This window comes from Bacillus sp. 7884-1, assembly GCF_002272245.1.
Lineage (GTDB): Bacteria > Bacillota > Bacilli > Bacillales > Cytobacillaceae > Neobacillus.
On record NZ_NPDD01000117.1, the window covers coordinates 25,586 to 45,457 of the forward strand.

A 19,872-nucleotide genomic window follows, 5' to 3' on the forward strand; every position below is an offset into this window, starting at 1 on the left:
AAAGTAGACAAGACTAAAGGAATCTATCCCAAAACCAACAAAACCTATTAAATATAAAAAAGGATGTACAAAAAAATCTTTGTAACATCCTCTCATCCCTATAATGTTAATGATTTAAAGTAGCCTCTAAATCCTTGTTCGGTTTCCTAACCGCTATCGCCCATATCAAAGCCAAGATAATTAATCCGATTGCACTTACAGCTAATGGGAATCTGCCAATATCCTGATTAAATATGTTCTGTACCATTTGGAATCCAAATGGCCCTAAAATACCGCCTAAACCCTGGCCTACAACAACTAACCCTACTGCTGGTGGGGCACCAGGAGGAGTAAGTTCTGAAACTTTAGTGAATACCCCTGGAAGTCCAATTCCCATTGCAAACCCACCAATAATACTACCAACAAAAATCATTGTTAAGGTTGGTGAGAAATAACAGACCGCCATTCCAATCCCTGTTACTAAAACGCCTGCAGGCAGATAGAAGGTTGGCAGTGCATGTTTTATTTTTCCGAAAATAAACCCAGCTATCAGCGTACCAAAAGTGAATACGGAGATTGCCATACCTGCTTCTGTTGCATTACCTAGTTGGTCCCCCTGAATAACAACAGAAATATTTGTTACATAACCAAAAATCAAACCAGAATAAAATACCTGTCCTAAACATACCCAATAAATTGCTTTCGGAAGCTTGACTTTAGCCTTTGAGCTAGTCGTTTCTGAAAATTGTTTCTTCTCAGGTTCAGGAAGATACAACATGGTAATAGCTAAAATCCAAATTGGGAAAAGGTATGTTAGGAAACCATATTGCCAGCCAAAGGAATCAGCTAAAATCCCGCCGCCTAACTGGAAGAATATTGCCCCAATACAAGCAACCGTGGAAGTTCCAAAACCAATTAAGAAATCTCTTTCTCTGCCGTCAAAGAAATCTGTAATCACATCTATTGATAACGGCATCGTTATCCCTACACCTAGCCCTAATAGTCCTCTCATCGCAATAATTAATGGCAGGTTATCTATGAAGGTTGGGAGTATCCCACCAATAATAAATAAGGTCAAACCGATAAATAACAATGTTTTCTTTTTAAACACCTTTGTAAGTTTTCCATAAAAAAGTGCAGGAACGATTTGTATGAGACCTGGAAAAGTAGCAACCAACATGACAATTGTTGGATCATATTCAGGAAATGCCTTAATGATGTCAGCCATAATGGATCCTGCTACACCAGCAGCTACATCTTGGAACGCTAGAATGACGACTAAAAACTTTAGCATATTTTTACTGATATTCTTTGCCATTTGGATCCTCCCTATATTTGTTTTCATTTTCTAAAAATGATAAACTCTGCTGCCCTTGTGGCCTGCAAGAAACAACAGCTAAAATTTCAGTTTTAGTTACACTAAAATTTTAATATTTTATTTTTTTACGTTTTACCGGTGAAAAGCGTAAAAAAAGCGCTTTCTTTTACTAACTGTAATTCTACAATCGGTATAAATACTTGTCAATATATTCATAATGTTTTTTATTTTCTGAATAATTACTATTAGATTATCCAATAGCAAATGAAAAAAACGCTGAAAATTCAGCGTTTTTTATCTAATTTGTTTATACCCAAATAAATATAGAATAGCCTCATTAAATGCACCTGAAGCTATTTATCTGAAATATTACTTCTATTACCTTACATTACAATTAGCATTCCGAGAGAATGGGAAATCCAAGTTTCCCTCTCCTTTCAGACAATAATAATCTATATTTATATAATATCAGAATATTAAAAATAAATACTTGTTATTCGTAAGAAATGTAACCGCATTCACTAAAAATATTGATATATCAATGAATTATTTTGAGTCTTTTGCATTTAAAATGTTAGAAAATATGTTATATTCTAATAAATGAAAATGGGGAGTGAGAAAATGAATTCACTAATACAGCGTGCCTATAATTTTAATGCAGGACCATCCGCCCTTCCACTTGAGGTGCTTGAAAAAGCCAAGCAGGAACTTATTGATTTTCGTGGCACCGGTATGTCAATCATGGAGCTAAGCCACCGAAGCGCAGCCTATGAAGAGGTACATAATAATGCCATTGCCCTTCTAAAAGAATTGTTATCTATTCCGGAAGATTATGAGGTACTTTTTCTGCAGGGTGGAGGAAGTCTCCAGTTTTCAATGGTTCCCATGAACTTCTTGAAGCCTGGGGATAAAGCAGGCTATATAATGACAGGTTCTTGGTCTGAAAAAGCCTTTTCAGAGGCAAGGTTATTTGGGAATCCTTATCATGTTGCCAGCACAAAGGAAAGCCAATATCGCCGAATCCCTTCTTTTGAAGAATTGAAGTACAATTCAACGGATGCCTATATACATCTAACATCTAATAATACTATCTATGGTACTCAGTGGCGTGACTTCCCAGATACAGGTGATGTTCCACTGATTGCTGATATGTCCAGTGATATCTTATCTAAGCCTTTTGATGTCAGCAAGTTTGGTTTAATTTATGCCGGTGCTCAAAAAAATCTTGGTCCTTCCGGCGTTACAGTGGCAATCATTCGCAAGGATTTGATTGAAAAAGCTAATCCTAACATTCCTACAATGTTAAAGTATAGTACCCACTCAAAAAACAACTCTTTATATAACACACCTCCGACATTCGGAATCTATATGCTTGGTGAAGTTTTGTGCTGTATAAAAGAATTAGGCGGAATTTCTGCCATTACTGAACGTAACGAGGATAAAGCGAAACTTATATATGATGCAATCGACCAAAGCAATGGTTTTTATATTGGTCACGCTGAACCTGAAAGCCGATCACTAATGAATATTACCTTCCGAGTAAACGATGAAGTACTGGAGAAGAAATTCTTAAGTGAGGCTAAGAGCGAAGGATTCGTCGGTGTTAATGGACATCGCTCTGTCGGAGGCTGCCGTGCATCCACCTATAACTCTGTCCCATATGCAACATGTAAAGCTTTTAGTGAATTCATGGTACAATTTCAAAATAATAATCAATAAACAAAATGAGGGAAATAGGTTTACTTATTTCCCTTTTTTATTTTTCGGTATAATCGATATCCTCTTCGAACACTGTTGACAATAAAAAATGGAATAGGTGGATGATATTTATAAATAAGCGGCAAATAAATTTTATAATACGCTTTTTTCAAGTCATCCCACTTACGGCATTTACCATGCTTATAAAAATCCGAAACATCCACAATATATCCCCTTCCATTACTCATAACGACATTTTTTCCATGGACATCAAATGGATTTAAACCCACTGAACGCGCATATGCTATCCCCTCATCTACATCCCGGATAACAGATTCAGGGATGCGGATGCCTTTAACAACCGCATCGAACAAATTCATTCCATCTATCCTTTTTAAAATCAAATAATTATCTCCATAGTCAATTAGTGAGGAAAAAGATTCATGCTTACCTAACTTTTTGTATACATTAACTTCCTTTTTTAAATCCTCAGGTTTTCTTCCATACACCTTAACAACCCATTTAGGATTTGATTGATGCAAAAAGACACCTGCATAATTACCGCTGCCGATTGTTTTCCAAGTATTCGAGACATTTTTAACAATAATTGGTTCAAATGGACCTTCCATTGTCAGCTGGATATTGGGCAGTAATTCATTTCCAATTAATTTTATATATTTCTCTATATTCATTGCACACCTCAGAAAAAAGCGGATTATTAATTCTTTATGTTAGTATATATCCGATATACACTTTGAATAAATAAAATATTCTTATTTTAAAGAAAATATTTCTATACTCACGAGGTGGTACATGATTTTCCAATTTATTTGAAACGAAAGAGATTAAAATTAGTACAAAATACTCAAAAAGCAAAAAAATAAAACCAGGAAAGTGAATCCTGGCTTTCATTATTCTTCAAAATAGTCTTTAAATGCTTTGGGGTTACTTGTATCCTTCCCCTGATAATATGGATTGTTTTCGGTAGAATCCTGTGGGTCAAGATTGGTCTTAATGATCAAATGTGGTACCGAGGGCTGCTCAGCAATAATTCTGTCGTTCAATTGGTCGAAATCAGGCAGTTTGTTATTTCCAGGTTGTCTAGGGTCCATCTCATTGACACCTCCTAAAAAATAGCATGCTGATTTTTCTTTTTTATCATACATTTTTTTCTTTAAAACTATTATATAATGATACAAAAGAAAAAACTAGGAAGTAGAAACTTCCTAGTATGTTTATTCTTCTTCGACTCCAAGTAAGAAATCTGGGTTTAATTCCTCAAATTCCTCGTCATCAACATCCATTCCCCAATCATCGTCATCATCTTGGCAGCCCTTTGGATTAATGGCAACACATACTTTTGTTTCACCAATTACTTCCACTAGGAATTCCTTTTCAACATGAACAATGATTCGATTGCCATTTGGGGAGATGACTGCTTCACAACAATTAGGCTGTTGCAAAACACGAGCACAAATCTCATTGTCATCCAAGCAATCATGGTCACGGTATTTCAACTTAATGACATCTGTATATTTAACACATTCAGTAACAACTTCAGTTCTGGTATTGTCATTGTATGAGTACCATACATTGATGTCATAAGAGCCGTGTATCTCTACAGTTTTGCCGACTTTTTTCGCGTTGTATTTATGGTTGATAATCCAACAGCCAAGTATGCTGGTTGGACTATGTGCCGGGCTAATCGTATGATTGGAATTGGTGAATTTACGCCCTTTCGCTACTACGGCCTTAACAATTATCTCTCTGTATTCTCCCATTTCGCGCGAAACCTCCTCATTCATTTTCATTTCATCCTATGCAATTTTTTAGACTAGTGTGCGATATATTTCTGAGAATACTGGTTAAAAGTTTAGTCATAGTACATTTTATGCGGGAGTTTTATGTAGGTTACAATTAGGCATGTATTTAAGTCAGGAGGATTTTCTTCTGTGAGATAAATGCATAAAAAAACCAGGCTTTAACAAAGCCTGGTTATGATTTATTTAATGATTGTGGTCATGGTCGTCATGATTTCCACAAGACCCGCCATTACTTACACTTGCACCTGTTTCACCTTTTAATACATCTCCACCGGTTGATTCAATAACAACATCTGTTACTTTATTTGAGATCGTTGTGGCAATTAACTGAAGCAATTCATTTACTTCAATTTGAGATTGCTTAAACTCTTGCACAACCGGAATATTGTCTAGTTCCTGTTCAATGGAAGCAATTTTGTCTTCCACCTTTTTCAATGCTTCTGGCTTATCGTAATGCTGTAGATTAACTGCTTGCTTTTGCAAACCCTTAATATCAGAAATTAGCGTACTAACTTTTGCGTTTACGTGAATCTGTGCTTCTGCTCGTTTAAAGAAATCAACTTCTTCTGTTTCCGCAATCATACGTGCTAATTCTTGGGCACGAGCGATGATATCGTCTTTTGTATATTTAGCCACTTTACTTCACCTCTACTGGTTCTAATTCTTCCACCATTTCTCCGTTTAATGACCATGTTTTTGCATCGGTAATTCTCACCTTTACGATTTTACCAATCGCTGATTTAGGTGCAGCAAAATTAACAAGCTTGCTTTTAGACGTGTATCCTGCAAGTACTTCAGGATTATTCTTGCTTTCCCCTTCGACAAGAACTTCGACAATTTGGCCTTTATATTTCTTCATTGCCTCAGCAGACATCTCGTTAACTAAAGCATTTAAACGCTGTAAACGTTCCTTCTTTACCTCCATTGGAACATTATCCTGCATTTTTGCAGCAGGGGTACCCTCACGAGGTGAATATATGAACGTATACGCTAGTTCGTAGCCCACTTCACGATATAAAGACATTGTTTCTTCAAATTGTTCATCCGTTTCATTTGGATAACCAACAATAATATCAGTAGTTAATGCAACGTTTGGAATCGCTGCTTTAATCTTGCGTACCAGTTCTAGATATTGTTCTCTCGTATATTTACGAGCCATAATCTTTAATACATCAGTAGACCCGGATTGAACAGGAAGGTGGATATGATCCATTAAATTGCCGCCTTTTGCAAGAACTTCAATCAAATGGTCATCAAAATCACGTGGATGACTTGTCATAAAACGAATACGCGGAATATCTATCTTCCGTAATTCATCCATAAGTTCACCTAGACCATAGGTCACACCCTCTAAATCTTTCCCATACGCATTTACATTTTGGCCCAAGAGTGTAACTTCCTGATAGCCTTGTGCAGCTAAATGACGGACTTCTTGGATAATCTCTTCAGGACGACGGCTTCGCTCTTTACCGCGTGTAAATGGAACAATACAATAGGTACAAAATTTGTCGCAGCCGTACATAATGTTAACCCATGCCTTTATATTTCCGCGTCTTACCTTTGGAAGGTTTTCAATAACGTCCCCTTCTTTAGACCATACTTCAACAACCATTTCTTTTGACATATAAGCTTCATGTAATATGTTTGGCAAGCGGTGGATATTATGGGTACCGAAAATCATATCAACTTGATTATAGGTTTTTAGAATCTTATTAACCACAGATTCTTCTTGAGACATACATCCACATACACCTATAAGTAAATCTGGCTTTTCCAACTTCAAATGCTTTAAATGCCCTAGTTCACCGAACACTTTGTTTTCTGCATTTTCACGAATTGCACATGTATTTAAAAGAATCACATTGGCATCCTCAGTTGAATCTGTAGGTTCATACCCTAGAGCCAAAAAGATTCCTGCCATTACTTCGGTATCATGTTCATTCATTTGGCAGCCATAGGTACGGATATAAAACTTACGGCCTTCTCCCATACCACGAAATTCTTCTGGAATAGAGAAATCGTTATGATACTTTACTTCTTCTTTGCCACGCTTTTTAGCGTCTTTTAATGAAGGTGCTGTAATTACCTGCTCAAAGTACTTACTGTAATCCTTGGCGGATTTTTTGTCCGAAGAATTAGCAGCTTCGATTTGTTGAGCATCTATACGTTGTTTTTCATTCATAAATAATAAATCTCCTTTCAGTCAATTTAAAAATTAGTCTATGAAAAGTAAAATTTTCCCTGTACTAGTGTATAAGAATCCTACCTAACACACTTCCGCACATTATTATAGTATAAAGGTTTATAGGCTTGAAAACAATAGAAAATCCCGTAGCAGTATACTACGGGATTTTCCATGTACTTACATAAATTCGTTAACTAATTTATCAAAGTATTCTTGATCAAGGTTAAGATCTGCATGTGCTAATGGAGTTTCAGAGTAATTATTAATCAATTCCTGGTAGGATTTACGTTCTGTGTTTTGATAAATCAAACCAGTAACTAAACCATTATGCTTCATCAATGTCTGCATAGCGTTTTCACGGTTTGAAGGATCATATCCTTCAATATCACTTAACTTCGTTAGATTTTCTTTAAACCAATCATAAGTGTTGACCTTATTATAGGTTACACAAGGACTGTAAACGTTAATTAAAGAGAACCCTTTATGCTTAATGCCTGCTTCAATTAATGCAGTTAGGTCTTTTAAATCTGTAGAGAAACTTTGTGCAACAAATGTTGCCCCTGCAGTTAAAGCCATCTCCATTGGTGAAATCGGTTGTTCAATCGAACCTAGCGGCGATGATTTCGTTTTAAAGCCGGTAGCTGAACGCGGAGACGTTTGTCCTTTTGTTAAACCATAGATTTGGTTATCCATAACAATGTAGGTGATATCTACATTACGACGAATCGCATGAATGGTATGTCCCATTCCGATTGCAAAACCGTCACCGTCACCGCCGGAAGCGATCACTGTTAAATCACGGTTTGCCATTTTTACACCTTGAGCGATTGGTAATGAACGGCCATGAATTCCATGGAAGCCATATGAATTAATATAACCAGAGATACGACCAGAACATCCGATACCAGAAATAACAGCTAAGTTTTGAGGCTCAAGACCTACATTTGCTGCTGCACGTTGCATTGCCGCTTGTACAGAGAAGTCGCCACAGCCAGGGCACCAGTTCGGTTTTACATTATTTCTAAAGTCTTTAAAAGTGGCCATGTTTAGAACAACTCCTTACATTTTGTATATACTTCGTGTGGTAGGAACGGATTACCGTCATATTTTAAATGTTTAATAATCTTTTCAGCATGCCCAACATTCATTTTCATAATGTTTGCCAATTGACCAGTAGCATTGTTTTCAACAACCACTACTTTCTTTGCTGAACGAACAAGTGGTAATACTTCGTCCGTTGGGAATGGGTGAATCAAACGAATATGAGCGTGATTTACTTTCATTCCTTCTTTTTCTAAACGAACCATAGCTTCCTCAATTACACCTCTAGTTGAATTAAAACCAACTAGTAAAATGTCAGCATCTTCATGCTTAGTGTTTTTGTACACTGGTGTATTGAAACGAATATTTTCAATTTTACGGAATCGCTTGTCCATTTGAGCGTTCCTATTTACAGCCGATTCTGAAGGTTTTCCTGTTTCATCATGTTCAACACCAGTTACATGGTGAATACCATTTTTCATACCAGGGATGACACGTGGAGAAACTCCATCAGATGTCACTTCATAACGTTTGAAATACGCTTTATTTTCACTCTCAGGAATTTCATCAGTAACAAGCTTTCCACGTCTGATTTCTACTTTATCCATACTTAAAGGTTCAACTGTCTGTTTACCTAAAGATAGTTGAAGGTCTGTAAGAACAATTACAGGACATTGATATTCTTCAGCAAGGTTAAATGCCTCAGTTGTATCATAGAAAGCCTCTTCTACAGTACTTGGAGCCATAACGATTTTAGGAATTTCTCCATGTGTTCCATAGATCATAGCCATTAAATCTGACTGTTCTTGCTTTGTTGGTAATCCTGTAGATGGACCGCCACGCTGAGTATCAACTACCACCAGCGGAGTTTCAGTTATACCTGAAAGACCAATTGCTTCCATTTTCAATGATAATCCTGGACCAGCAGATGCCGTAATTGTACGAACACCAGCATAGTTAGCACCAATTGCCATTGTACAGGCAGCAATTTCATCTTCCGTTTGAATAACCGTACCACCAAGAGCAGGAAGCTTTTTAATTAAATATTCCATTATTTCAGAAGCTGGTGTTATTGGGTATGCAGCCATAAAACGACATCCAGCCGCAACTGCTCCTAATGCAATAGCATCATTTCCAATCATGAACATACGCTTCTTGCCGTCAGCTTTTTCAAGTTCCATTATTTCAATACCATCTACCAGCTGTTTCTTCATATAATCATATCCAGCTTTAATGGCATCCATGTTTTTCGCAACTACTTGAGAACCTTTTTTACCAAAAATCTCTTGAACTACTTCTTCAAAAACATGAATATCAAGATTCAAGACAGCTGATGTAGCACCAATGGCTACCATGTTTTTCATTAGGGATGTTCCTAATTCAGTAGCAATTTCTGTAAATGGAACCGCATACAATGCTGCTTGTGTATCTTCTGGTTTCTTCGGCGTGAACTTTGCATCCGCAAGTATTACACCTTTGCTGTGTAACTCTTTGTAGTTTAAATCGATAGTTTCTTGGTCAAAAGCGACAAGAACATCAAGATCATCAGAGATTGAACGAACTTCTGTCGTGCTGACTCTGATTTTGTTGTTTGTATGACCGCCTTTGATACGAGATGAAAAGTGACGATAACCATACAAGTAATAACCGAGGCGATTCAATGCAATAGCAAATATTTCCCCTGTACTTTCAATACCTTCCCCTTGTTGTCCGCCAACTTTCCACGAAAGTTGATTGATCATGACTTACACCCCTTTGGATATGTAAAAAATATATTTTATAACTCTCATTTAGAGTAGCACAATTCCGAGTTATTCACTAGATTTTAGCCTTTAAAGCTTTAAAGGAAAAATAAATTGAAACTTGAAGATGTACTAAACGCTTACAATTCTAGACCTCTAAACCAAAAATTGCAACCCTTTCATACGAAATATTGTCTAAAATATGAATATTTTTTTATATTATAAAAATTGACATTTATTAAATCTGCATATAACTATATAAAATGGTTATAAAACGTTGTTGTTATGCGATTTATTAATAAATCTAATAAAATATATTACTTTAATACTTTAACTCGGAAAACGCTTTCATTTATACTAGAATAACATTTTTAATATGATTTGTATATAAAAATACCTGCTTACAATTTAAGCAGGTAAAAGTTTGTTTTATTCATCTTGTTTCACATCTTTGATTCTATCTCTTTCATCTTGGTTCAACAATAAGCTTTATAGCCGTGCGTTCTTCACCATCAATCTTAATATCAGTGAACGCAGGGATGCAAATCAAATCTACTCCGCTAGGTGCTACAAATCCTCTTGCAATCGCTACCGCCTTAACAGCTTGATTCAATGCACCTGCACCAATCGCCTGTATTTCTGCTGCACCTCTTTCACGCAGAACTCCAGCAAGTGCACCAGCTACAGAATTAGGATTAGATTTTGCTGAAACTTTTAATATTTCCATTCCTAGCTCCCCCTTGTATAATCCCGATCCTGACATGAGCAGTTTCATGAGCAAATCAGGTATATAAGATTCCACTGCTACTATATTCATTCTGCAAAAGACATATTCCGGCTTGGACAAAAAAAGTGCTTATTTATCAGTAAAATTTGAAAAGCGGAAGCGCCTTGTACAGGGGCGACAGGCATAAGACGAGCCGGCGAGAAGGTTGGTCATTACCTTCTTGACGGATTGGCTTATGACCCCGAGCCCCTAGGCTGCTTGCGCTAGACAAAGAAATAACCTTCCACAATTGGAAGGTTAAGAATACCAAGGATTATCTTCATTTATTAAAATTCTTTCCATTTTTTTGCTCTTGCCAGTTTTCCTGTCAAGTTCCATGTAGACTCCACTAAGCTGGGTTCTACCCGCTTTAGGAACTTCAAATCGTATAGGAAGGCTTGAAAGGAATTTTGTGATGACTGCCTCCCTTTCCATACCAAGAATTCCATCATATGGACCTGTCATCCCTACATCCGTTAAATAGCCTGTGCCTCCTGGCAGGATACGGCTATCAGCGGTTTGAACGTGTGTATGTGTGCCAACTACAGCTGAAACCCTTCCATCCAAATACCAGCCCATTGCTTGTTTTTCGCTTGTTGCTTCTGCATGGAAATCCACAAAAATAAATGGTGTTCTTTCCTGTGCCATTTCCACTAATTCATCCGCCTTTTTAAAAGGACAATCTAGAGGCGGCATAAATGTGCGCCCTTGTAAATTGATGACAGCTACTTCTAGGTCATTTACCTTAAAGAATGCTAATCCTTTCCCTGGGGTACCTTCAGGGAAATTTGCCGGTCGTACCATATTCTTTGCCGATTCGATAAATTCAAAGATCTCTTTGTTATCCCAGGAGTGGTTTCCAAGGGTTACAGCCTGTGCGCCGGAACCCAAAAACTCCCGGTAAATCTTTTCTGTAATCCCTCTGCCTCCTGCAGCATTTTCACCATTAATTATCGTAAAATTAGGTCTATATTTTTCTTTAATTTTTGGCACATACTCTTTCACCATATCTCGGCCTGGTGAGCCTACAACATCTCCAATAAATAATAAGTTCATTTGTAATCCTTTCGTGATGCATTTATTTACTATAAATTGTATCACATTTTATTTTATTTAACCGTTAGGAACCCTGCAAAAAAATAAAGCAGTGCATAAGCACCGCTTTATTTTGCGTATTCCACAGCCCGTGTTTCACGGATGACTGTCACTTTAATATGTCCTGGATAATCAAGCTCTTCTTCGATTCGTTTCCGAATATCTCGAGCCAAACGATGTGCAGCTAAATCATCCACTGCATCAGGTCTAACTATAATCCGCACCTCACGTCCAGCTTGAATGGCGAAGGATTTCTCTACACCATCATAGGACTCAGAAATCTCTTCCAGCTTTTCTAAGCGGCGAATATAGTTTTCTAGAGTTTCACTACGTGCTCCAGGTCTTGCGGCTGATAACGCATCAGCAGCAGCCACTAGAACGGATATGGTTGATGTTGGTTCCGTATCACCATGATGTGAGGCAATACTGTTGATAACCACCGGGTGTTCCTTGTATTTAGTTGCAAGTTCAACCCCAATTTCAACATGGCTTCCTTCCACTTCATGGTCAATTGCTTTTCCGATATCATGCAACAGCCCTGCACGACGTGCCAGCGTTTCATCCTCACCAAGTTCAGCTGCAAGTAAGCCAGATAGCTGAGCTACCTCCATTGAGTGCTTTAGGACATTTTGTCCGTAACTTGTACGGAACTTTAAGCGTCCCAGGATTTTAATAAGATCCGGATGTAATCCATGAACACCGACTTCAAAGGTCGTTTGTTCACCCACTTCACGAATATACTCATCCACTTCACGACGTGATTTTTCTACCATTTCCTCAATACGTGCAGGATGGATACGTCCGTCTTGAACTAACTTTTCAAGCGCCAATCGAGCCGTTTCACGACGAATTGGATCGAATCCTGATAGAATTACTGCCTCTGGGGTATCATCGATAATCAAATCAATTCCCGTAAGTGTTTCTAGTGTACGGATATTTCTTCCTTCACGGCCAATAATACGACCCTTCATTTCATCATTTGGAAGGTTGACTACAGATACAGTCGTTTCCGCTACATGGTCAGCAGCGCAACGCTGGATTGCTAGCGATAAAATTTCTTTCGCTTTCTTATCTGCTTCCTCTTTCGCGCGGTTTTCACTTTCCTTAATCATTATCGCAGTGTCATAGGTTAATTCCTGCTCCATTTTATCGATAATGATGTTCTTCGCTTCCTCACGAGTTAAACTCGAAATTCGTTCAAGTTCAGTTTGTTGTTTTCGTACCAACTCGTCCACTTTGCTTTCCATCTGTTCAATATGCTGTTGTCTTTGGTTTAGAGAATCATCCTTCTTTTCTAATAGAATTTCTCGTTTATTTAACGATTCATCCTTTCGATCTAAATTCTCTTCTCTTTGCAGTAAACGGTTTTCTTGTTTTTGCAGTTCATTTCTTCGTTCACGAACCTCACGTTCGGCCTCTGAACGAAGCTTGTGAATTTCATCCTTTGCCTCAAGCAAAGCTTCTTTCTTCAATGAATCAGCGTCACGCTTTGCATCTTCAAGAATCTGCTCTGCAGCATTCTTTGCACCTGCTATTTTTGCCTCAGCAATGGATTTACGAACAAAATAGCCAACAACGGCACCGACGATAATGCCAAGCAAAATGGAGATGATAGTAATAGGTTCCATCGTTACACCTCCTCTTGCTATGAACTTTTGTTACACTTTTTAAGTGTCGGCATGTACATTGGTTAGGTTCAACATACAGCAAGCACCAAGCTTTTCATTGTAATATTAACAAAAATGTAAAATATACATGTTAATTGTAAATGTGTGTATATTCATTGTCAAGGGTAACTCCTGACAGCTTTTTGAAATATTTAGACTTTGTTCATAGTTTAAAATTACTTAAATTGTTATCGGATGAATAAATATACATTTTTATAAATAACTATGCATTTTATTAAAAAGAGCAAAACCTAATCAGGCTTTGCTCTTTTTGTTAATCTATTAATTCAAATTGCTCATCATCATCGACTTCAGTGACAATCTTTTCACCGTCTAATCCATAGTGCGCACGGATTTTTTGCTGAATTTCAAGACGAATGCTTGGATTTTCTCTTAAGAAAGTCTTTGCATTCTCACGGCCTTGACCGATTCTTTCCTCATTATATGAATACCAAGAACCGCTCTTTTGGACGATATCTAATTCAGAGCCAATATCAATGATCTCGCCCTCTTTAGAAATTCCTTCACCATACATAATATCCACTTCAGCTGTACGGAATGGAGGAGCAACTTTATTCTTAACGACCTTAATCTTCGTTTTGTTTCCAACTATATCAGTACCTTGCTTTAGTGCTTCTCCACGACGCACCTCAATACGTACCGTAGAGTAGAATTTCAATGCACGACCACCAGGAGTTGTCTCGGGATTTCCAAACATAACTCCAATTTTTTCACGAACCTGGTTAATAAAGATTGCGATGGTCTTTGATTTATTAATGACACCAGAAAGTTTACGGAGCGCTTGAGACATCAAGCGGGCTTGAAGACCCATATGAGAATCTCCCATTTCTCCTTCAATTTCTGCTTTTGGAACTAATGCTGCAACGGAATCGACTACTAGAATATCAATTGCACCGCTTCGTACAAGTGCCTCTGCGATTTCTAGTGCTTGTTCACCAGTGTCTGGCTGGGATAGCAATAGCTCATCGATGTTTACTCCAAGTTTTTGTGCATATGCTGGATCCAGGGCATGCTCGGCGTCGATAAACGCTGCTTGTCCACCTGCAGCTTGTACTTCTGCAATAGCATGTAAGGCAACTGTTGTTTTACCTGAGCTTTCTGGTCCGTAAATTTCAATAATTCTTCCTCTAGGGTATCCGCCAACTCCAAGTGCTGAATCTAGTGCTAGTGAGCCGCTAGGACTTGTTAAAATTCTTGTGTCAGTTTTCTCTCCCATTTTCATAATAGAGCCTTTACCAAATTGCTTTTCAATCTGTTTTAGCGCCATTTCTAAGGCCGCTTTACGATCAGTCACTACTAGTTCCTCCCTTATATATAAACCAAAAAGTTAATAGCCAAATTCTATAATTTAATTCCTATTAATAATATAACCTCTTTTTAGACTTTTGTACAGCAAAAAAACGAACATTCATTCGACTTTTTTGAATCTAGTAGTCATGTAAAAATAGGTAATTCTCCCAGCCAATTATATCTTTTCGATTAACTTTTCCATTGATTTATCCTTTTTCTTCTATATTCAGACCATTACTTTTTTGGTAAAAAAAATCACAGAGCGCTTAGTTAGCTTTCTGTGATTCTTGCAAATGCTTTATTAAATAATAGCAGCCGTATTTTACTGAACGGGTCCGGTTTGCTTCCCTCGAACCGCCAAGTTCCAGCTTTTCAACCACTGTTTGTTTCCCTTTAATCGAAATACCAATATAGACGGTTCCTACAAGCTTTCCTTCAAGCTCGTCAGGGCCAGCAACACCAGTGAAACTAATTCCTATATCAGCAGATACTAATTCCGCAACATTTTCAGCCAGCTCTTTAGCACACTCATGACTTACTACGCCAAAACTTTCAATTGTTTCCTTTTTAACTCCTAAGACTTTCTCCTTAACCTCATTCGTGTAACAAACAACTCCACCCTTAAAGACCGAACTTACACCTGGAATACTAGTTAGTTCCTGTTGAAACAACCCTCCTGTTAAGCTCTCTGCCGCTGAGATTGTTAATTGTTTTTCTTTTAAAACTTTCATTAGTTCAGCTACCAAAGAAGTATTGTCATACCCATATAAATACTGGCCAACACGATCGTTAATTTTCCCCTCTGCTTCATCCAGCATTAACTCTGCTGTTTGCATATCTTGATGCTTCGCAGTAAGCCGTAAGGTACATTCTCCGTCTGCAGCAAGTGGGGCAATTGTGGGATTTGTTTGCTGTTCTATTAAATCAATGATTTCAGTTTCTAACGAAGCCTCTCCGATTCCAAAGAACCTTAAAACCCTAGAAACTATTTTCTCATCCGTTTTTACTTGTTTTGATAGAGCGGCTGTTCCAAATTGTAAAAACATAGGCTCCATTTCTTTCGGTGGTCCAGGCAAAAGCATATAAATACGATCGCCAATATCGACCATCATGCCAGGAGCCATCCCATGATTATTTGGCAGGATAGTAGAGTCCTCTAAAACAATGGCCTGCTTCTTATTATTTTCAGTCATTACCCTATTTCCCTTTTTAAAATAAAGTTCAATAGATTCTAATGCCTCTTGATCCATAATGAGATTTTTCCCCAAATGGCGAGCAATTGTTTCTTTCGTTAAATCATCTTTTGTCGGTCCAAGCCCGCCGGTAAAAATAATCAAATTAGAGCGCTTTTCTGCGATCTCTATCGCAGACCTTAATCGGTCAGGATTATCGCCAACCACTGTATGAAAAAAAACATTTATACCTAGTCCAGCAAGTTGTTGCGATAGAAATCGTGCATTACTATTAACGATTTGACCTAGCAGTAATTCAGAACCAACTGCAATAATTTCTGCATTCATCATCCGTTACCTCATGTTCTATTTAGAATTTTTGAAAACATGCATATTCTTTGAAAAATAATCCCATCCAGACCAGACAGTAAAAATCAATGCAACCCATAATGCTACATCATCAAATGGAAATCCAATCATTTCAAAAATAATATTATGTAATAATAGTGCTGAAATAGCGATGATTTGTGCCCAGGTTTTGATTTTCCCGAGATTATTGGCGGCTACAACTTCTCCACCCTCAACTAGCAAAAGACGAAGACCTGTGACAGCAAATTCTCTGCTTATGATTGCAATCACAATCCATGAGGCTGCATATCCAAGATCAACAAGGACAACCAGCGCAGCAGAGACGAGTAATTTATCGGCAAGCGGATCGAGGAATTTCCCCATATTTGTAACAAGATTATATTTTCGGGCATAATAGCCGTCTACCCAATCTGTAGAAGAAGCAAAAATAAAAATTAATGCTCCAACAAAATGAGTTACCGGAAGATCAACTCCCAGTAGATGCATATTTCCCCACTCAAAGGGGGCAAGCATAATAATCAAGAAAATTGGAATTAAAAGTATTCTTGATATCGTTATTTGATTTGGTACATTCATTTTTTTGCCTCCAAATAATATTAGAACGAAAAATAGTCATCACTAGATGACTATTCGTTCTTCTGAACAAATTGAATCGTAATGTTCTGACGAACCACATCAGCAGGTGCGATTGCATACTCAAGCTTCTGGTCATTTACGTAGATTTCTGTATCGAGCGTTCGACCAACAACAATTACTGCTTTGGTATCGCCAGTTAAATCTACTTCCGTACTTTGTGTACCAGTGGTTGATAATAACCCCTGGAACTTGGATTGACCACTGCTATTATTAACACTTACCCATGTTTCCCCTGTTGAAACCAGTTTCACAACAAATTTATCTGCATTTTTCAAATCATAGGTAGAGTTTTTTCCACTGTTTTGAACTGGTGTTAATTCCTGTTTCGGCGCTTCTACAACAGGTGTTTCTTCAACCGTCTTTTGTTCATCCGTTTTTTCCTCTTTATCATTTTCCTTTGTCTTGTCTTTTTCTGCGTCCTCCGCCTTTTCAAGATTTTCAGAGCGGACAAACTTTACAGGTTCATTTTCATTGTTAATCAAATCATTCGCCTTGTCCCCGACGTTATTTACAACGAAATAATACAGTACCCCCGCAGCACCAATAATAAAGACTCCAATTAAGACTTTTGGGATAATATCAAATATTTTCGAGGATCCTTCTGATACCGTCTTACGTGTTTTTACTCTAGAAAATTTTTCAGTTAAATCATCATTATGAGTTGCTGGTATTTCATTCTTATACGTTTCAAAAATTTCATCAGGATTAAGCTGAAGAGCCTCAGAGTATTGCTTCACAAAAGCTCGAACATAAAAGTTTCCTGGCATGCTAGAATAATTACCTTCTTCAAGACCTATTAAATACCGCTTTTGAATTTTTGTGATAGACTGTAAATCCTCTAAGCTTAATCCTTTGGCTAATCGCGCATCTTTTAGTCGATTACCTAATTCAGTCACCTGTTAACACCTTCCAATTATTTAAAATCCAAAATCTCCAAAATCGGAGCCAGAGAATAAGTTATTTTGGTCGACAATATCATAAGTAATTTCTTCGTCTGCCTCGTTCCGTAACTCGATAATATAATCAAAATCATCAAGCGTATACTCAGAATTTTGCACAAAGATATCAGGATGTTCGACCACTTTAACCGCAGGTAAACGCATGATTTCGCGTACAAGCTGCCAATGCCGTTCACTTGCACGTTTTGTTGAAACAATCCCATCAAGAATGAACAAATTATTTTCGTTGTATTCATCTTGAATTAGCTGATTACGTATGGTTTGTTTTAAAAGAGTCGAAGATACAAATAACCACCGTTTATTCGCGCATACACTCGAAGCAACCACCGATTCCGTTTTACCTACCCTTGGCATCCCACGAATTCCAATCAGTTTGTGTCCTTCCTGCTTAAACAATTCTGCCATAAAATCAACGAGTACCCCTAGTTCACTACGGACAAATCGGAATGTTTTTTTATCATCTGCGTCACGTTGTATGTACCGTCCATGTCTGACTGCCAGCCGATCACGAAGCTTTGGTTCTCTAATCTTAATTACTTTTATTGTGTCCATTGTATTTAAAATTGACTCTAACCGTTTAATTTGATTATCATCTTTTGCTAAAATTAATAATCCGCGCCGACCTTCATCCACTCCATTAATGGTTACTATATTGATTGACAGCATTCCTAGTAAAGATGAGATGTCGCCAAGCAAACCAGGACGGTTTTTTTGAATCTCATATTCTAAATACCACTCTTTCTTCTCCATAAAAAACCTCCTAAACTAAAACGACAAATTTTTCATTTCCTTATCTATCCATAATAATATATGATTTTGATTGAAGATGAAAGCAAAAACAAGTTCAATGCTTATTTAATATATTTTGCTTCTAAAATGCAAAAAAAAAGAGAGGTTAAAACCTCTCTCCTAGCGACTTCCGTTATTTTGAACTAATTTCACCATAATGTTGGCGATTGCTTGCTGCTCTTCTTTATCCGCAACAGACCATAAATCAGCCAAGATTCTTTCTTGCTCGTTTTTCGGTTCTACCTGCTCTGATAAATAATCACCGATTTGTAATGCAAGAGCACCTATAGCACCTTCGCTCATTCCTTCATTTTGTGCTTGATGAAGTCGTTCAGCAAGAAAGTCTTCCCATTGTTTCCAGTTATCTAAAACAGACATAATAAACCCTCCTTTATAGTTGTACATTGATATTTTGCTATGAAAGGGCGGAATTTATTCACGGAAAAAATGTATATTTCATGTATACCAGCCGCCATTTATTGAAAGAACTTGCCCTGTAATATATGAAGAATCCTCCGAAAGTAAAAATTTCACACCATTGGCTACTTCCTCAGGAACACCCAGCCTGCCCATTGGGATTTCGTATTGAAGAAGTTGTTTATCCTCCACTGAGAACTGGCTCATCATTGGTGTTTCAACGGCACCAGGCGCAATAGCGTTAACTCGTACCCCATTTAATGCCACTTCTTTGCTTAATGCTTTCACAAATGAAATTTGTGCTCCCTTTGCAGTCGAATAGACCACTTCACATGCGGCACCGGTTTGACCCCAGACGGAGGAGATAAGAATTACATTTCCTGACCGTTTCTTTATTAGTTTTGGGAGCAGTTCCTTTGTTATCATTAGGGGATTCATTACATGTACCCTCATTAAGGATTCTACCTCTTCCTGTTTTATATCGACGAGGAGACCATATTGAGTATTCCCACTACAATGGATAATTTCATCCAGGGAGAAGATTTGTGAACAGATTTTTTTATAGCCTTCTGCCTCCTCTAAATCTGCCTGAATAGGTATGTACTCTCCACCAAAGGGTTTAATTTTTTCAAGTAATTCCATTATTGATTTTTCATTTTTATTAAAGTGTAAATATAAATTAAAACCAAGAGAAGCTAATTTAAACGCTACCGCTTGCCCAATCCCGCCGCTTGCTCCCGTAATTAGTGCATATTTTCCCACGAACTTCACTCTTTCTATATTAAGTAATCTGTTTTATTGAAGGCTGTGTCAACTTAGGCTGTTGATTTGCGCTCCAGGCGCTATGCTTTCCGCGGGCTCGCCCGTGAGCCTCCTTACAGCTACGCTCCTGCGGGGTCTCACTC

The 19,872-nt window shown here is 37.7% G+C and carries 19 protein-coding genes; 1 reads left to right on the forward strand and 18 read right to left on the reverse strand.

Annotated features, from left to right (window positions below):
• Positions 1 to 106 precede the first annotated feature (106 nt).
• The gene (locus CHI06_RS14710) at positions 107 to 1,297 is read right to left on the reverse strand and encodes an MFS transporter (RefSeq protein WP_095249316.1); all 1,191 of its coding nucleotides are present in this window, start codon (positions 1,295 to 1,297) and stop codon (positions 107 to 109) included.
• A 621-nt stretch (positions 1,298 to 1,918) separates the two neighbouring features.
• On the opposite strand from CHI06_RS14710, the gene serC reads away from it, so the two are divergent.
• Positions 1,919 to 3,016 (forward strand): 3-phosphoserine/phosphohydroxythreonine transaminase, encoded by a 1,098-nt coding sequence (gene serC, locus CHI06_RS14715; protein WP_095249318.1) that lies wholly within the window; start codon positions 1,919 to 1,921, stop codon positions 3,014 to 3,016.
• 20 nt (positions 3,017 to 3,036) lie between these two features.
• Here serC and CHI06_RS14720 read toward each other — a convergent pair whose 3' ends face one another.
• The 17 genes from CHI06_RS14720 to ymfI form a co-directional block, all read right to left on the reverse strand.
• Positions 3,037 to 3,687 carry a serine/threonine protein kinase gene (locus CHI06_RS14720; RefSeq protein WP_095249320.1) on the reverse strand — a complete coding sequence of 217 codons (651 nt, stop codon included), beginning with the start codon at positions 3,685 to 3,687 and terminating at the stop codon, positions 3,037 to 3,039.
• A 219-nt stretch (positions 3,688 to 3,906) separates the two neighbouring features.
• Positions 3,907 to 4,107 (reverse strand): hypothetical protein, encoded by a 201-nt coding sequence (locus CHI06_RS14725; RefSeq protein ID WP_095249322.1) that lies wholly within the window; start codon positions 4,105 to 4,107, stop codon positions 3,907 to 3,909.
• A 123-nt stretch (positions 4,108 to 4,230) separates the two neighbouring features.
• Positions 4,231 to 4,776: an outer spore coat protein CotE gene (locus tag CHI06_RS14730; protein WP_095249324.1), complete on the reverse strand. Its 546-nt coding sequence runs from the start codon at positions 4,774 to 4,776 to the stop codon at positions 4,231 to 4,233.
• 225 nt (positions 4,777 to 5,001) lie between these two features.
• A complete protein-coding gene (locus CHI06_RS14735; protein WP_095249326.1) occupies positions 5,002 to 5,454 on the reverse strand; it encodes a RicAFT regulatory complex protein RicA family protein in 453 nt (150 codons plus the stop codon).
• Position 5,455: 1 nt separating this feature from the next.
• Entirely contained in the window at positions 5,456 to 7,000 is a 1,545-nt protein-coding gene (miaB, locus tag CHI06_RS14740) for a tRNA (N6-isopentenyl adenosine(37)-C2)-methylthiotransferase MiaB (RefSeq protein WP_095249328.1), read from the reverse strand.
• A 180-nt stretch (positions 7,001 to 7,180) separates the two neighbouring features.
• Positions 7,181 to 8,047, reverse strand: coding sequence for a 2-oxoacid:ferredoxin oxidoreductase subunit beta (locus CHI06_RS14745; RefSeq protein ID WP_095249329.1), 867 nt, complete (start codon positions 8,045 to 8,047; stop codon positions 7,181 to 7,183).
• 2 nt (positions 8,048 to 8,049) lie between these two features.
• Positions 8,050 to 9,786, reverse strand: coding sequence for a 2-oxoacid:acceptor oxidoreductase subunit alpha (locus tag CHI06_RS14750; protein ID WP_095249331.1), 1,737 nt, complete (start codon positions 9,784 to 9,786; stop codon positions 8,050 to 8,052).
• Between the two features lie 466 nt (positions 9,787 to 10,252).
• On the reverse strand, positions 10,253 to 10,513 hold the full coding sequence (gene spoVS, locus CHI06_RS14755; RefSeq protein WP_026692408.1) for a stage V sporulation protein SpoVS: 261 nt from the start codon (positions 10,511 to 10,513) through the stop codon (positions 10,253 to 10,255).
• Between the two features lie 297 nt (positions 10,514 to 10,810).
• Positions 10,811 to 11,608 carry a TIGR00282 family metallophosphoesterase gene (locus CHI06_RS14760; RefSeq protein ID WP_095249333.1) on the reverse strand — a complete coding sequence of 266 codons (798 nt, stop codon included), beginning with the start codon at positions 11,606 to 11,608 and terminating at the stop codon, positions 10,811 to 10,813.
• A 107-nt stretch (positions 11,609 to 11,715) separates the two neighbouring features.
• Positions 11,716 to 13,275, reverse strand: coding sequence for a ribonuclease Y (gene rny, locus CHI06_RS14765; RefSeq protein ID WP_095249335.1), 1,560 nt, complete (start codon positions 13,273 to 13,275; stop codon positions 11,716 to 11,718).
• Positions 13,276 to 13,588: 313 nt separating this feature from the next.
• The gene (recA, locus tag CHI06_RS14770) at positions 13,589 to 14,629 is read right to left on the reverse strand and encodes a recombinase RecA (protein WP_095249337.1); all 1,041 of its coding nucleotides are present in this window, start codon (positions 14,627 to 14,629) and stop codon (positions 13,589 to 13,591) included.
• A 262-nt stretch (positions 14,630 to 14,891) separates the two neighbouring features.
• Entirely contained in the window at positions 14,892 to 16,145 is a 1,254-nt protein-coding gene (locus tag CHI06_RS14775) for a competence/damage-inducible protein A (protein WP_095249349.1), read from the reverse strand.
• 18 nt (positions 16,146 to 16,163) lie between these two features.
• On the reverse strand, positions 16,164 to 16,742 hold the full coding sequence (gene pgsA / locus CHI06_RS14780) for a CDP-diacylglycerol--glycerol-3-phosphate 3-phosphatidyltransferase (RefSeq protein ID WP_095249339.1): 579 nt from the start codon (positions 16,740 to 16,742) through the stop codon (positions 16,164 to 16,166).
• A 50-nt stretch (positions 16,743 to 16,792) separates the two neighbouring features.
• Entirely contained in the window at positions 16,793 to 17,698 is a 906-nt protein-coding gene (locus CHI06_RS14785) for a helix-turn-helix domain-containing protein (protein WP_095249341.1), read from the reverse strand.
• 21 nt (positions 17,699 to 17,719) lie between these two features.
• Positions 17,720 to 18,511, reverse strand: coding sequence for a DUF3388 domain-containing protein (locus CHI06_RS14790; RefSeq protein WP_095249343.1), 792 nt, complete (start codon positions 18,509 to 18,511; stop codon positions 17,720 to 17,722).
• A gap of 159 nt (positions 18,512 to 18,670) precedes the next feature.
• Complete coding sequence (locus tag CHI06_RS14795) at positions 18,671 to 18,928, reverse strand: DUF3243 domain-containing protein (RefSeq protein WP_095249345.1); 258 nt, start codon at positions 18,926 to 18,928, stop codon at positions 18,671 to 18,673.
• Between the two features lie 78 nt (positions 18,929 to 19,006).
• Positions 19,007 to 19,729 carry an elongation factor P 5-aminopentanone reductase gene (ymfI, locus tag CHI06_RS14800; RefSeq protein ID WP_095249347.1) on the reverse strand — a complete coding sequence of 241 codons (723 nt, stop codon included), beginning with the start codon at positions 19,727 to 19,729 and terminating at the stop codon, positions 19,007 to 19,009.
• Positions 19,730 to 19,872: the final 143 nt, after the last annotated feature.

Bases quoted from the DNA above. Each gene is read 5' to 3' on its own strand.
- pgsA (WP_095249339.1), bottom strand. From the start codon at position 16,742: ATGAATGTACCAAATCAAATAACGATATCAAGAATACTTTTAATTCCA.
- CHI06_RS14730 (WP_095249324.1), bottom strand. From the start codon at position 4,776: ATGGGAGAATACAGAGAGATAATTGTTAAGGCCGTAGTAGCGAAAGGG.
- CHI06_RS14725 (WP_095249322.1), bottom strand. From the start codon at position 4,107: ATGGACCCTAGACAACCTGGAAATAACAAACTGCCTGATTTCGACCAA.
- CHI06_RS14720 (WP_095249320.1), bottom strand. From the start codon at position 3,687: ATGAATATAGAGAAATATATAAAATTAATTGGAAATGAATTACTGCCC.
- CHI06_RS14795 (WP_095249345.1), bottom strand. From the start codon at position 18,928: ATGTCTGTTTTAGATAACTGGAAACAATGGGAAGACTTTCTTGCTGAA.
- CHI06_RS14790 (WP_095249343.1), bottom strand. From the start codon at position 18,511: ATGGAGAAGAAAGAGTGGTATTTAGAATATGAGATTCAAAAAAACCGT.
- spoVS (WP_026692408.1), bottom strand. From the start codon at position 10,513: ATGGAAATATTAAAAGTTTCAGCAAAATCTAATCCTAATTCTGTAGCT.
- serC (WP_095249318.1), top strand. From the start codon at position 1,919: ATGAATTCACTAATACAGCGTGCCTATAATTTTAATGCAGGACCATCC.
- CHI06_RS14760 (WP_095249333.1), bottom strand. From the start codon at position 11,608: ATGAACTTATTATTTATTGGAGATGTTGTAGGCTCACCAGGCCGAGAT.
- rny (WP_095249335.1), bottom strand. From the start codon at position 13,275: ATGGAACCTATTACTATCATCTCCATTTTGCTTGGCATTATCGTCGGT.
- CHI06_RS14750 (WP_095249331.1), bottom strand. From the start codon at position 9,786: ATGATCAATCAACTTTCGTGGAAAGTTGGCGGACAACAAGGGGAAGGT.
- CHI06_RS14745 (WP_095249329.1), bottom strand. From the start codon at position 8,047: ATGGCCACTTTTAAAGACTTTAGAAATAATGTAAAACCGAACTGGTGC.
- miaB (WP_095249328.1), bottom strand. From the start codon at position 7,000: ATGAATGAAAAACAACGTATAGATGCTCAACAAATCGAAGCTGCTAAT.
- CHI06_RS14775 (WP_095249349.1), bottom strand. From the start codon at position 16,145: ATGAATGCAGAAATTATTGCAGTTGGTTCTGAATTACTGCTAGGTCAA.
- CHI06_RS14710 (WP_095249316.1), bottom strand. From the start codon at position 1,297: ATGGCAAAGAATATCAGTAAAAATATGCTAAAGTTTTTAGTCGTCATT.